Raw genomic sequence first — 14,396 nt, 5'->3', positions numbered from 1 at the left:
AAATCAAAAAGGAATGCATAATAGCTACTCATCTAGCCTATTACACATTCCTAACCTAAACCTTTATGAATTATTTTTATGAATTTACTTAATAATTATTTTTAAGTATTCTTTTTAAGTATTCTTTTTAAGCATTATTTTCTAAGTATTTTTCTTAAAGCGTCCACTCTCTCCACAAATGGCTTTAAATCATTCATCTTCCACTCCCAGTTCGGAGAGCCAAGCGTTCCTGGCGTATTAATACGTCCTTCATCACCAAGATTAATAATATCTTGCATCGGAACGATAGACATATATGAATTTTGCTTATAAGTAAACTCAACAAACTTCCAAGAAATTGGACCTTCCAAGCATTCATATCTCTTTAAATTCTTACGCACACGCTTCTTTATTTTAGCTGGTTGATCTTTATACCATCCTCGCATGGTTTGATTGTCGTGAGTTCCTGTATATAACACCAAATTCTCCACATGATCATACACGCTATTTTCTTCCTCATCTGGATTGAAATTAAATTGTACAATACGCATTCCTTTAAAATCATAATGATCACGTAACTGTAAAACTTCTGGACGTAAATCTCCTAGATCCTCAACTATAATATTAATATCTTTAATTTGCTTAAATACTTCATCAAATAACGCATAGCCAGGTGCTTCTACCCATTCTCCAACTTCAGCCGTTGGACAGCTTGCTGGTATCTTCCAATAGGTATCAAACGCTCTAAAATGATCAATACGAACAATATCAAACATTTTATTACAATAGGATAATCGATCAATCCAAAATTTAAAATTTGTCTTCTCAATATAATCCCAATCATAAATCGGATTACCCCATCTTTGACCTGTTTTACTAAAATAATCTGGTGGAACTCCTGCTACAAAGGATGGCTTATTATCGGCTCCAAGTAAGAAACATTTTTGATTGCTCCAAACATCTAACGAATCAATACCAACATAAATTGGTATGTCTCCCATGATTTCAATTCCATTTTTATTTGCATATGCTTTTAAGTCCAACCATTGTTTATAAAACTCATATTGAACAAACATCTCATAGGAAATTGCCTCTTGAAAAGGTGCTAAATCATATTGTCGATCCAATATCCAGTTTTGCTGCTCCACTGGCCATTCATTCCAACAAATGAGATTGTTTTGCTTTTTAAGTGTTAAATACACCGCATATTCATATACCCATTCTTGTTGGATAAATGCCTTGTATGCTTTATTGGGTTTAAAGTTACGGAACGCTTTTTTTAAATACTTGTTTTTAAAATTCCGTACATGAATATAGTCAATTGTTTTCTTATTCTTTCTATAAGGCTTCACCTCTTCAAGTAAACCATCCTCAACTAAACGATCGAGGTTGATATAAAGCTCATCACCTGCATAAGAGGAATAGGGTTGATAAGGCGAATTTCCATATCCTAATGGGTTTAACGGTAGGATCTGCCATATATTCATTCCGGCTTTTTTCATTGAATCTATAAAATCATAACTATATTTTCCAAAGTCACCTATTCCATGATTGGAAGGAAGTGAAGCAACCGGCATTAGAACTCCCACTTTTTTCATAATATGTCCTCCTGTTAAGTACTTACATTTTGCTTATTTGCTTATTTAAAATCGAAACCTACCTTTATATTAGACCTCTACTGTTATGCTTGTAGTTAAACAACTTAAATCAAAATTCTTATATAAATCATGCTTTTATTTTAAGATTATACTTTCTTTTTAAATCATGCTTTCATGCTAAAATTAATTTTCTATTTAAAATACACTTTCCTGATTAAATTATACTTTTTTAACTTAATCATACTTTTCTAATTTAATCATACTTTCCTTATTTAATTTATACTTTCTATTTTAATTCATATTTTCTTATTAAAATTCCACTTTCTTTTAAGGTTTGATTACTATAAAACCTCTCCAGTAAAACCTCACCCTTTTCTGGAATCATAATATCACTGGAAGAACAATTTATAATCACTTCTAATTGAGTATCATAGTCGATTTTAATATACTCAATTACTCTTTCATTTTGAATTGTATTTGGAAAATGAAAGTTACGACTCCGAAATACTTCTTCCTGCTTTCTGTAATGTATTAATTTCTTTAAAAAGTTAATTCGGTCGTCATATATACCCGATTTAATCTCATCCCACGGCATGCATCTTCGACAATCTGGATCATAGCCACCTTCTAGTGCAATTTCTGTTCCATAAAAGATACAAGGGCTACCAGGCATTGTAAATAGAACACATAATTGTTGATAAAACTCCGAAAGGTTTAAAACTGCAGATCGTAAGCGAATGGTATCATGGGAATCCAAAAGATTAAATAGTACATCATTCGTTTGTTGCATATACATTGTATAGCACCGGTTAATTGTGTATTCAAAATCTTCTTTCGTTAATGATGTATCTACCCAAAAATCTTTAATACTTCCTGTCAACGGGTAATTCATTACTGCATCGAATTCATCACCAAGTAACCAAGGCATAGAATCATGCCATATCTCACCTAGAATATATAAATCTGGTTTTATTTTCTTTAGGCGTTCTCTTAATTTCTTACAAAACTTATGTGAAATTTCATTTGCTACGTCAAGACGTATCCCATCGATATCGTAATTGATTACCCATTGTTCACATATCCCTATAAAATAATCAATCACTTCATCATTATTTGTATTCAGCTTTGGCATATAATCTGCAAATGCAAATGTATAATATTTTCCTTTATCTACATCTTCTTTACACTGTTTGATTGGCCATTCATTAATCATAAACCAATGAAAATATTTCGATTCATTACCATGTTCCAAAACATCTAACCATGGTTTAAATTTGGGTCCACAGTGATTAAATACACCATCTAGCATAATTCGGATGCCCTTCTCATGAGCCTTTAAAACAAGTTGACGCAAATCATTACTATCACCAAAATGTGGATCTATCATTTCATAATCTAAGGTGTCATATTTATGTGATGTTTCTGCTAGATTAATTGGCGTTAAATAAAGTCCTGTAATGCCAAGATTTTTTAGGTAATCAAGTTTCTTACGAATCCCTTCGATATCACCGCCGTAAAACTCTTTGTTCGTTACTTTACCATGTTGCCATTGCGATACATTCTTTGGATCGTTTTGTGTATTCCCATTAAAAAATCGATCGGGAAAAATTTGATACCAAACCGTCTGATTTACCCAAAATGGTGTCTTATTAATATCCGATGAATTCATCCAAGGAAAGGTAAAACACTGCATACTTCTTCCAGATAAATTTAGTTGTTCCTTGCTTAAAAAACCATCTTCAAAATAGTACCAGATCTCTGTATCGGTATGTAATTCAAAATAATATTTCAAACGCTTAAAAGGTGGTTTTATTGTCGTTGTCCACCACATATGATGCTTTAACCGTTTCTTATAATAGATTTCTTCTTTTGTTCCAGTCCATGTTTCATTTCCACCTAAAATACCTGCTAAAAAGGGATCCCCATGATATAAAAAGATTTGATTCACATCATAACCTGTTTTTATATTAATAATTAGCTCGTTTTCGTTTAATGGATAACAGTAATTATCAGATGTTCTATGATAAACAGCGCCAAAATTCATGAAAACTCCTTTCTTCCTACTAAAATTTAAATCTATTTTAAAATATATAGTGAATAGATAAAAATCCTATTCATTGAATTTCGTTATATAAAATAGTAATTGCTAATAACAAATCATTAAAAACTATATGTACTGAATTTCATTATTTTAAAATAACAATTGAATAAGCAGGCATGGTTAAAACAGAATTATTTAATTCTGGAACCTGTGTGACATTGGTCGTTAAAAACCCTTTGATTCTACTATATTCAAACTCAATATTATCCAGTGGAATCTCTTTTGTCTCGCTACTGATGTTATAAAGAATAACAATACTACTCTCTTCATAAGTCTTTAAAACAGCTGCAATATCTTTATCTTCAAGAGGAATTGCTGTTACACTCCCTCTAGCAATTTCAGGATTCTCATTTCGTAATCTCACAGCTTTTTGATAATAGTGGAACAATGAATTTTCATCCTTCATTTGTTCATCTAGGGCAGGAAAATTATGTACTTGCGTAGTCATATTAGCTGGACCATCCGTCATTCCCGTTAGATTTGTTTGGGACCAGTACATTGGGGCACGTTTATTCTCATCAATGCCATTACCACTCATACCTATCTCTTCACCATAATAGATGAAGCTGCTGCCACTCATCATTAAATTAATTCCACCAAGCATTTTTACTTTATCCTCTTGATATCCTACATATCCGGCACAACGATCATTATCATGATTACTTAAGAAAGATGCATCAATAAAACTAGGATTTTTCCCTTGAAATGTTGTTTCAATCTGTTCCATTGCTTTTGCAAGTGAACTACCAGCCTTTCCATTACCAGCTGAATTTACTGTAGTTGCAATTTTACCAGTGGAATCACCTAATGCATAGTTAAATATGCTATCCACTCCACTTTCATAGTACGTAGCGATGGAGCCAAAGCTATCCCAAACTTCAGCAACGACATAAGTCTCTTTATCAGTACCTTTTACATAATCAGTAAACCATGATAAAACTTCTATATTCTGTTTTGTACCACCTGTAAAATATTCTTTCGCAGCATCGAGGCGGAATCCACCAACCCCTAAATCAAGCCAATACCTGGCGATATCTTCTATTTCTTTTCGTACCTCATCATTTGCTAAATTAAGATCAGGCATCTCACTCCAAAATACTCCTTCGTAGTACCAATCCGTATTTCCAACTTGGTAATACTTAGGGTTTGAAGACATATCCTTTGCAAAGTTATAATATCCAAAATACTTATTTTCTTCGCTGGAGGGTTCCGAACCTTGTGGCAAACTTTCTATATAAGAAATTGCATTCGTAAACCACGGATGAGTGTCAGATGTATGATTGAATACCAAATCAATAATTAATTTAATACCTTTTTTATCACATTCCTTTATTAATTCTTTAAAGTCCTCCATAGTACCATACGCCGGGTCAATGGAATAATAGTCATTTACATCATATTTATGATAAGTATCAGAAGGCATGATTGGCATTAACCAAATGCCATTACAGCCTAAATCCGTATCTGTATCTTCGTTATTATCATTAATATAATCTAACTTTTGGATAAGTCCTTTTATATCCCCAACTCCATCACCATTACTATCATAATAAGAAGCAAGAAAAACTTCATAATACGTTCTATAATTATCATCAATGATATGAAGCTCTTCTTCCGTTTTGGATGTAATTACATACTTCATACAAGATGTTAAAAGTAAGCTATGTAAAAGAAATAAACAACATAACATTCTAGATAGCCATCGCTTCTTTTTCATTCAAAACCTCCATAATGAAAGGCAGTTTCATTTTCAAATATGAAATAAGAAACTGCCTCAAAATATTATCCTTTCACAGAACCAGATAGACCCTCAACATAATATTTCTGCATAACAATAAACAATAATGCAATCGGTATAGATACACAAACTGCACCTGCTGCAAAACGTGTATACCATGTCTGAATGTATTCCTTTTGAAGCATTGTCCATAAACCAAGTGCTACGGTATAATTTTTATAATTATCTCCCATGATAACCTTAGCAAAAATAAAATCTACCCATGGAGCCATAAACGATGTAAGTATCGTATATACAATGATTGGTTTTGATAACGGTATTGTAATCCTTGTGAATACATGCCATCTCGTTGCACCATCAATCATTGCAGCTTCATCGATTGCTTTAGGTATCGTATCAAAAAAGCCTTTTGCAATGTAATAGCCAAGTCCTGCACTTCCCGAATACACAAGTATTAAAGCCACTAACGATTGTGTAATACCAAAACCTTTAAGGATATAATATACAGCAATCATTGACATAAAACCAGGAAACATATTTAAAATTAAGCCAAGATTCATCATTGGTTTTCTTGCCTTAAATCTAGTTCTTGAAAATGAGTACGAAATAAACAGTACATACATTGTAGAAATCAAGCACGAGAAAATAGCAACAATTAATGTATTAAAAAACCAGCGAAGAAAGAAAAACTGTCTGACATCAGTAAATAATGCAATATAATTATCTAGTGTAAATCCTTTTGGAAAAAAGTAACTCATATAAGGAATCTGTTCAACACGAAATGAAGTCATTATAATCCAAAGGATTGGAAAAATCCATATAATTGCTAAAACGCTTAGGAATATATGTACTAATGTGTTCGTAAGGAATTTTCTTCGTTTCATAGAATGTGTCTTTTTCATCATTGAAATTCCTCCTCATTTTTATAAGATTTCGTATTGCGGTAAGTAATTAAGGAAACGCCAGCACATAAGACGAATACGAAAATACCGATAACTGCTGCGTATGAATAATCAAAACTATTTACCGTTAATTTGTATAACCAAGTAACTAATAAATCCGTTTTACCGGCTTGATAATAATCAAGAGGTAGTGGATTACCACCTGTTAAGAAAAAGAGGACATTAAAGTTGTTAATATTTCCAACAAACTGAGTTATTAAATAAGGCGTAGTTACAAAGATCATATAAGGTAAAGTAATCTTAAAGAAAGTAACAAATGCGTTAGCCCCATCAACTTTAGCAGACTCATATAACTCTTCAGGTATATTTTGAAGAATACCTGTTGTTATTATCATAGTATAAGGAATACCAACCCATAGGTTAATAATAATAGTTGATACTCTAGCCCAAGTTGCATTTGTAAAGAATGGTAATGATTTGTCAATCAATCCCCAGTATTTTAATAAAGTGTTAATTGGACCATTTTCTTGAAACATTGTATTCATAGTTAGTAGTGCGACAAAGGATGGAACTGCTATGGATAAAACAAATATCGTTCTCCATAACTTTTTAAATCGAGTTTCTTTACGATTAATAATTAAAGCAAGTACCATTCCAAAAATGTAGTTTAAAAAAGTGGAGCATATTGCCCAGGTAACGGTCCAGCCAAGGACAGGCCAGAATGTTTTACCGATAATACTATTTGAATTTAGCATGGTGGCAAAGTTTTTAATACCTACCCATGTAAATAAATTTCCAGGTGGTTGATGCTTTGAATCAAAATTAGTAAACGCTATTAGAATCATAAAAACAAGTGGTAATATGTTAAAGATTAAAATACCAATGCATGGTAGAAAGATTAAGGTTCTATGTATTTTTTTATCAAAGTAAGTCTGAATCGTTTGAAAAAAGGAAGGAATATGTTTTCCTTCTTGCTTTAACTTTTGAACTTCATAGCCCGCTTTTAGATTGCTATACCATATGACAATAAATACTATACATATAAAAATGGCAATTACCCCTGCCAGTAGTAAAAGCATCGAATTGTCTCCAGCGTGTTTTACTGGTAGCCCACTCTCTGGATCTATGGACATTCCTTGTTGAACTTCACCCAAATCATCTAGATGCGATAATGCTGTAGCACCAAGCGTTAACATGTAAAAAAGAAATCCTATTTCAGCAGTTATAAAAAGAAATCCTGTAATGAATTGCTTTCTAACTAAATTTGATAACCCCATAATAAAAAATGATAATCTTGTAAAGATATCTCCATTTCTCCATATATGAATTATATTTTGAAATGGATTCTTATCTTTATTCACTTTTTGATTTTTTTCTTTCTTCTTATCTATTGTCATTGATCATACCTCCTGTAATAATTTAGCTATAAGTACATTCGTTCATATTCAACTTATCTGTTGACTACAAACGAACTAACTGATAGTAAGTTATACTAATTCAGGCACCTTTTTATACCATGTAAGCTACTATTAGGTGCTGTATGTATAAAAAAGTACCTGATTTTAGTATGTTTATTTATATGTAGTATTTATCGATATGATTATTCCCCTAGCTTAGTTAAAACATTATTAGCAAATAAATCTAATTGTTCTTGCATATTATCCTTTGTAATTGTTTTATTGTAACAACCTGCACCAAATGCTTCTGCTGGTGTCCAGAAATTATCCATCTGAGAAATTTTTGATTGGAATTGTGTATATGCAGATTGATAACTTAAAGCTGCTACAGCAGGATTTGCTAATACATCAGGATCGTTTGTTAAAGAAGTTACAGTTGGAGCAATACTTCTTGCAAGGAAACGAACTTTTTGGCACTCTTCTCCACCAAGATATGTAGCTAATGCTTGTGCTGCTTCCATGTACTGTGTATTCATGTTAACGCCGATGTATTTGTAATCTGCAAATGATTTTAATTGTTTATCAGTACCATCAAGAGTAATTGTAGGTAATTTAGTAGCCGCATAATTATCACCTAATGCTTCTTTTACTTTTTCTGCATTCCATGTACCAGAGCACCATGCACCAAGTTTTCCATTTGCAAAAGCGTCAAGTGCATTTGCACCATCATCTGTTTCTAATAAGAATCTCTTATTCGTTGCTAAATCTACCATATAATTACCAACTTTTACGCCCTCAGCATTGTTAAATGTAAATTCTTCTGGATTTTGTCCATCCGCACCAAATAATGAGCATCCACCTGCGAAAAAGAAGGAAGCATTGTACCATCCATTGTCAAGATCAATTGAAAAGTTGTATGCACCATCTCCTAAATCTTTTGCCATCATTGTATCAAGATTTTGTACCTCTTCCTCGGTATACTTGCTTGAGTCATAGTACATAAACCATGAATTCGGTGTAAAAGGAACTGCATATAGGAAATTATTAAAAGTAGCCGCTGCAATGGAACCTGCTCCAGCGCCACCATTTGCTTCAATAATCTCATTTGCATTTAATGTGATAGGTGCTAATATACCATTTTCAACTAAAGATGCTGTTTGATCGGATGCAAACATAAAAACATCAGCAGCTGCTGCTGCATCCTTTGATAATTCAGTTTTAGCATCTGCTTCCGAGATTGCTCCATATGTAAATTCTATATCCCATTCAGGATGTAGTTTTGCGAATTCTCCGCACATATATGCTAATAAACTATCACCATAACCTTCATACGAAGTTTGCTCTTCTTGAGGAGCCCATACTTTTAAACTAACTTTTGTTGGTTCTGCTGTTGTAGGTTCTGCAGTAGGTTCTACTGTCGCTGCTGCTTCTGTTGATGTAGGTTCTTTTGTATTACCTGTGTCATTTCCCGTAGTAGTATCTTTACTACTACATGCTGTAAAACTGCCTAGGGTTAGTGCAAAAACCATAGCTAACGCTGCAATCTTTTTTGCCTTCTTCATAATAAATTACCTCCCTTTAATACAATCTTATATTTATATAAGTTTTCGATAATTTTCGAAATCCTATATATGCATTTTAACTCTACTGGATGATTTTGTCAATACTTTATTTAAATAATTTTAGTAATATTGTTGTTTATTAATTTAATATAGAATAATTGTTTTGTGCAGATATGCTATCGATCAATACTGTATCTGGAAATAATTAAAAGAATCTTCTTTAACCATCTAATATTTTACATAAATAATAAACAAAGAGTTACTAAAAAAAATAATATTATTTTCGAAACTTTACAAAAATAATTATATAGACTATAATGCAACTAATAATGTAAAGGGGGATTCTTATGATTACAATTAAAGACATTGCAAATAAATTAGGAGTTTCAATTAGCACGGTTTCAAAAGGTCTTAATGGAGCTAGTGACATAAGTGAAGACATGAGACAGCAAGTGTTAGATACTGCAATAGAATTGGGATATCGTTTTAAAGGATCTAAGAAATCAATGAAACATAAGGTTTGTATTATTGTGGAAAATATGGAATATGCTAATATCAATCAATTCGGATATGAGTTAATCACTGGATTCCGTCTTATGGCAAGTGAACAAGATTACGAGGTTGACATACTTCCAATGGATTTACATATGCAATCCAATATGTCATATGATCAACGAATGAGACATGATAACTATAGTGGTGCATTCTTTTTGGGCTTCGAAATGGATGATGTCTATATGGATGAACTAAAACATACGCAAATCCCTACAGTACTTTTTGATAACTATGTTCCAAATAAACAAGTTGCTTATGTTGGTACTGACTATAAAATCGGAATCAAGTCACTTATACGACATCTTTATGATAACGGGCATAGACGAATTGCTCTATTAAATGGCTCCATCAATAGTTATATTTCAAACGTACGCTCTCAGGAAATCATTAAGGAATTAGAACTCTACGGTATTCATGTAGATGACTCCATGATTGATTACTGTATTAATTTCACTCCTGAAACTGCAAAAGATTGTATTCCGAAATTTATTAAAAATAATGTAACTGCTATTATTTGTGCAAGTGATTTAATCGCAGCCGTTACAATCAATGAATTGCGTTGCTTAGGTATCCGTGTTCCAGATGATATTAGTGTAACTGGCCTGGATGATTTACCTATTTCAAAATATTTAATACCTCCCCTTACAACCATACGCCAAGAACGTTTTACACTTGGTAAATTAGCCTTTACTCTCCTATCGAAAATTATTGACGGAATTCCAGTAAGTACTACCTTATTGCATTCAGAATTAATAATTCGAGAATCAGTAAAAAATATTTCCGGTGAAATAAAATAGATTATGATATTTAAGAAAATATAAAACCTGACACAGAATGAATACACTTTACAAACCAATTCTTATCTTTAGCCGTAGAATCCCCTATTTGAATTTAATTTGTAAATAACACTACTCATTATGTGGCAGGTTTCATGATATCTTTATGAACTATTTATATCAAATTATATAAATTTATTTGTAATGGCTTATAATACGCTCTAACTCTAAGATTTCTGTACGCTTTAATGGCTGAGAATTTAAATACTCAACTAAAAAAGTATTTAGTGAACCATTAAACAATTTATCAAGTAAGACTTTTGTTTCTGTTCTTTGTACTGTTCTTTTAGAAATTGTTGCCTTACACATAAATCCTGGTTCTTCTCTAGAAATTGCGCCTTTATCAATTAATCGCTTAATAACTGTATAAGTTGTATTCTTTTCCCAACCTATGTACTCTTTAATGATTCTAGCAATATCTTTCGCTGCTAATGTCTTATTTGACCAAAGCAATTCCATTATGTTTAGCTCACCTTCATGCAATCGTATATCTCCCATATCTCTCTCCTATAAGTATATTGTACTATTATCGTAGAACATATATATGATATCAATGAAAAATTAAACCACTAGTGTAGACACGTACATATAATTATATTTTAAATGATTGGAAATTTATTGTCAATCTTTCCATATAAGATTCAATTTTATTCTTCAATAATCTACAATAAATGGTTCGAAATGTTATCATTTTTGTAGTTCTACTTTTGTAGAATTAATGTTATCAGTCCTCTATTTTAAAGATTTCAATGACATCAAAAATATCTTTATTTCTAAGAAAAACATCTATGTTTTATTTGATAATTTCTTGAAGTATCAAATTCGAAATCTCAGTATGCTACTTTTGTAGAATGATGCAAGGAGTATACTTCAATTGAAATTAAGTAAGGAGTATGCTTCTACTGAAACATACTCCTTGCATATATAAACATAATGAACTTTTCATAACCTAAAATACAAATTCAATATTACAAACAAAAAATAGCATAATAAGGAATGTATTTTATCCCATTAGAAAACTCATAATTTCTTGAAGATATTTTAATTGAATATGGGATTTCAAAAAAGGTTTTAAAAACACTGATACTCTTCGATCTTGAATTATCACTAATTTTTGTTTCTAGAGGCACAAGACCATCTGATGTATTTATGATAAAATCAATTTTTGCTTGTGAACTAGACTCCCAAAAAGATGGTGTATAGCCATTGGCAGTTAAAGCTTGTAATATATAGTTCTCAATTATTGTTTTTCTTAATAAACCTTCATTCTTCTCTGTTTTTATGATCTGCTTATCAATTAAAGAGTTTAATATTCCCACATCATTTGAATAAAGTTTGAACTGTGTTGAATCTTCTAATGAGGCCTTTTCGCTATCTAATTTATTATCATCATTTAACGCTAAAAACGATGACTTGTTGCATTTAAGTAGATATCCTTGACCAGATAATAAGTCTATTGCTTCTTTATACATAGCATAAGTAGCCCCTTTTCGTATCAAACGATATTGGAACTTCTTATTCTCTTTACATAACTGATCCACTAAAACATCCAAAACTTGCTTCATTTTAAAGGCTTCACTCTCTGGATTGCTTTCTTGGCAAGTATTATGAATGTTACGAAATATCATTTTGTGAATTTCAGATATGTTGTAAGTTTCGTCGGTATTAATGTATTCATTCACTGCGGCAGGCATACCACCTACCATTAAATAGTCTTCGAATAACGTTAGAAGCTCTGTATGGACAATTTGAGGAATTCTGCGATTGGTTTGATAATGTCCTTTGATTACTTCAGCATACCATTCCTGACCAAGGGCAACTAAAAATTCATCAAATCCCATTGGATATAAATTAATATGATAAAAACTTTCATGATCTACTTTTGTACCAACCATAGTACTTGAAATCACAATTAATGGAATTATTTTCTCTAATTTCAAATATTCCATGAATAGTGCAGTAACCTCACTACTTGCATAAATTTCATCTAAAATAATTAGGATATTACCAATTAACTCTTCTGGAATTTGATAATACTGGCATACTAATTCTACAAAATCATAATCCTGGTCATTCTTTAGGGATTTCTCGATAAGATAATTTCTAATCGTAGCATTATTTTCAAAATTAATATAAAGATGCCCCTCATAAAATGATTTAGCAAACTCAAGTGCTAAGTATGTCTTACCAGCACCAGTAACACCGGTAAGTAAGACTGGCCTTGTATCACCATTTTCTTTCCATGTAATCAATTTCTGTATCGCATTCCTTTTCAAATCCTATCCCCTCAATTTATCTAAAAGTGATTGAAAATACTCTGGTAAAGGTGCCTCAAACTCCATATATTGATTTGTCGTTGGATGTATAAATCCGAGTACTCTTGCATGTAGGCATTGTCCTTCTAACTTAAATTTCTCCTTTGGATTACCATATACATCATCTCCAAGTAAAGGGTGATGAATACTTGCCATATGCACACGTATTTGATGTGTTCTACCTGTTTCCAAAGCGCATTCGATATGCGCATATTTTCCACCAAGATTCTCAAGCACTTTATAATTCGTTACAGCATGCTTACCATTTTTATAATTAATAGCCATTTTCTTACGATCGATTGGATGTCTACCAATCGGTCCTTCAATACGGCCAGAATCATCTTTAAATGTGTTATAAACGATTGCATTATAACGCCTCGTTATAGAATGTTCCTTTAATTGTGCAGCAATACTTTGATGAGATTTATCATTTTTACAAACAATGATTATTCCTGTTGTATTCATATCAATTCGATGAACAATTCCAGGTCTTAAAACCCCATTAATACCTGAAAGACCTTCTCTACAATGATAAAGTAATCCACTCACTAAAGTCCCTGAATAATGTCCAGCGGCTGGATGTACAACCATTCCCTTAGGCTTATTGATTAAGATAATATCATTATCTTCGTATACAATATCAAGGGGAATATCTTCTGCCTCAATTTTAAGATCCACTGGATCTGGGACTAAATATGAGATTGACTCATTTGTAGTAACTTTATAATTTGCTTTTACAACCTTATCATTTACTAAAATAAGTCCATCACCAATTAACTTTTGGATATAAGACCTTGAAATATCATCTTCTATTTCTGATAGAAGCTTATCAACGCGATATCCGTTAAATTCTTCTTCAACAACATATAACTTTTGTTGTCCACTCATTATAATTCATGCCTTTCATTATTACTCTTCTTTTTAATGCTAAAGCAATCAAAATCCTCTTCTTTATAATAAAATAGACTTAAAATTGCTAATACAATCACAGATACAGTTACATAACAATCTGCTATATTAAATACAGGAAAATCAATTAGTTCAAAATAAATAAAATCAGTGACATAACCAAAGAAAACACGATCGATAAAATTACCAATTGCACCGGATGCAATAAACAATAGAACCCATAATAATGGTCTATAATGCTTTGTTTTTGGCATTTTAACATAAATCCAAAGCATAATTAAAAGTGCTATTACAGTGATAAGTGATAGGAAAACGGTTTGATTGCTTAATATTCCCCACACAGCACCAGTATTTTCATGGTAAATAAACCGAAAGACCTTTGGGATAATAACGAGTGAATCTCCACCTGCAAACTGTGTTCTTGCCCACAGTTTTGCGATTTGATCAAATCCAACTAAGGCAATAATAGCTAATAAATGTTGTATCCATCTTTTCATTAATATA

General features: G+C 31.9%; 11 protein-coding genes. 1 reads left to right on the top strand and 10 read right to left on the bottom strand.

Annotation, left to right across the window (positions count from 1 at the left end; genetic code table 11):
* Nucleotides 1–134: 134 nt before the first annotated feature.
* The 6 genes from malQ to BN4220_RS15375 all read right to left on the bottom strand — a co-directional run bounded on the left by malQ (nt 135) and on the right by BN4220_RS15375 (nt 9,277).
* Nucleotides 135–1,577, bottom strand: coding sequence for a 4-alpha-glucanotransferase (gene malQ / locus BN4220_RS15400; RefSeq protein WP_066718357.1), 1,443 nt, complete (start codon nt 1,575–1,577; stop codon nt 135–137).
* A gap of 286 nt (nt 1,578–1,863) precedes the next feature.
* Nucleotides 1,864–3,621: a glycoside hydrolase family 13 protein gene (locus BN4220_RS15395; protein WP_066718354.1), complete on the bottom strand. Its 1,758-nt coding sequence runs from the start codon at nt 3,619–3,621 to the stop codon at nt 1,864–1,866.
* Nucleotides 3,622–3,763: 142 nt separating this feature from the next.
* Nucleotides 3,764–5,395, bottom strand: a complete 1,632-nt coding sequence (locus tag BN4220_RS15390; RefSeq protein WP_066718352.1) for an alpha-amylase family glycosyl hydrolase — start codon at nt 5,393–5,395, stop codon at nt 3,764–3,766.
* A 65-nt stretch (nt 5,396–5,460) separates the two neighbouring features.
* A complete protein-coding gene (locus BN4220_RS15385) occupies nt 5,461–6,318 on the bottom strand; it encodes a sugar ABC transporter permease (RefSeq protein ID WP_347477143.1) in 858 nt (285 codons plus the stop codon).
* Nucleotides 6,318–7,715 (bottom strand): carbohydrate ABC transporter permease, encoded by a 1,398-nt coding sequence (locus BN4220_RS15380; RefSeq protein ID WP_066718339.1) that lies wholly within the window; start codon nt 7,713–7,715, stop codon nt 6,318–6,320. Before BN4220_RS15380 ends, BN4220_RS15385 begins: the two co-directional genes overlap by 1 nt.
* Nucleotides 7,716–7,918: 203 nt before the next feature.
* Complete coding sequence (locus BN4220_RS15375) at nt 7,919–9,277, bottom strand: extracellular solute-binding protein (RefSeq protein ID WP_066718337.1); 1,359 nt, start codon at nt 9,275–9,277, stop codon at nt 7,919–7,921.
* A gap of 347 nt (nt 9,278–9,624) precedes the next feature.
* Here BN4220_RS15375 and BN4220_RS15370 point away from each other — a divergent pair, with 347 nt between their 5' ends.
* Nucleotides 9,625–10,629, top strand: a complete 1,005-nt coding sequence (locus BN4220_RS15370) for a LacI family DNA-binding transcriptional regulator (protein ID WP_066718335.1) — start codon at nt 9,625–9,627, stop codon at nt 10,627–10,629.
* Nucleotides 10,630–10,803: 174 nt separating this feature from the next.
* Here the strand turns inward: BN4220_RS15370 and BN4220_RS15365 are convergent, their stop codons facing one another.
* The 4 genes from BN4220_RS15365 to lspA all read right to left on the bottom strand — a co-directional run bounded on the left by BN4220_RS15365 (nt 10,804) and on the right by lspA (nt 14,389).
* On the bottom strand, nt 10,804–11,166 hold the full coding sequence (locus BN4220_RS15365; protein WP_242867802.1) for a BlaI/MecI/CopY family transcriptional regulator: 363 nt from the start codon (nt 11,164–11,166) through the stop codon (nt 10,804–10,806).
* Between the two features lie 470 nt (nt 11,167–11,636).
* A complete protein-coding gene (locus BN4220_RS15360) occupies nt 11,637–12,944 on the bottom strand; it encodes an ATP-binding protein (RefSeq protein ID WP_066718332.1) in 1,308 nt (435 codons plus the stop codon).
* A 3-nt stretch (nt 12,945–12,947) separates the two neighbouring features.
* Nucleotides 12,948–13,871, bottom strand: a complete 924-nt coding sequence (locus BN4220_RS15355; RefSeq protein WP_066718330.1) for an RluA family pseudouridine synthase — start codon at nt 13,869–13,871, stop codon at nt 12,948–12,950.
* Nucleotides 13,871–14,389, bottom strand: coding sequence for a signal peptidase II (gene lspA, locus BN4220_RS15350; protein ID WP_066718327.1), 519 nt, complete (start codon nt 14,387–14,389; stop codon nt 13,871–13,873). Before lspA ends, BN4220_RS15355 begins: the two co-directional genes overlap by 1 nt.
* Between the last annotated feature and the right edge of the window lie 7 nt (nt 14,390–14,396).

It is taken from the genome of Clostridium sp. Marseille-P299, assembly GCF_900078195.1.
Classification (GTDB): domain Bacteria; phylum Bacillota; class Clostridia; order Lachnospirales; family Lachnospiraceae; genus Lachnoclostridium.
This window is presented reverse-complemented; position numbering and strand designations above follow the sequence as displayed.

What these genes read in the sequence shown, in the direction of transcription:
- BN4220_RS15370 (WP_066718335.1), top strand. Translation starts at nt 9,625, where the DNA reads ATGATTACAATTAAAGACATTGCAAATAAATTAGGAGTTTCAATTAGC.
- BN4220_RS15355 (WP_066718330.1), bottom strand. Translation starts at nt 13,871, where the DNA reads ATGAGTGGACAACAAAAGTTATATGTTGTTGAAGAAGAATTTAACGGA.
- malQ (WP_066718357.1), bottom strand. Translation starts at nt 1,577, where the DNA reads ATGAAAAAAGTGGGAGTTCTAATGCCGGTTGCTTCACTTCCTTCCAAT.
- lspA (WP_066718327.1), bottom strand. Translation starts at nt 14,389, where the DNA reads ATGAAAAGATGGATACAACATTTATTAGCTATTATTGCCTTAGTTGGA.
- BN4220_RS15395 (WP_066718354.1), bottom strand. Translation starts at nt 3,621, where the DNA reads ATGAATTTTGGCGCTGTTTATCATAGAACATCTGATAATTACTGTTAT.
- BN4220_RS15380 (WP_066718339.1), bottom strand. Translation starts at nt 7,715, where the DNA reads ATGACAATAGATAAGAAGAAAGAAAAAAATCAAAAAGTGAATAAAGAT.
- BN4220_RS15390 (WP_066718352.1), bottom strand. Translation starts at nt 5,395, where the DNA reads ATGAAAAAGAAGCGATGGCTATCTAGAATGTTATGTTGTTTATTTCTT.
- BN4220_RS15385 (WP_347477143.1), bottom strand. Translation starts at nt 6,318, where the DNA reads ATGAAAAAGACACATTCTATGAAACGAAGAAAATTCCTTACGAACACA.
- BN4220_RS15375 (WP_066718337.1), bottom strand. Translation starts at nt 9,277, where the DNA reads ATGAAGAAGGCAAAAAAGATTGCAGCGTTAGCTATGGTTTTTGCACTA.
- BN4220_RS15365 (WP_242867802.1), bottom strand. Translation starts at nt 11,166, where the DNA reads ATGGGAGATATACGATTGCATGAAGGTGAGCTAAACATAATGGAATTG.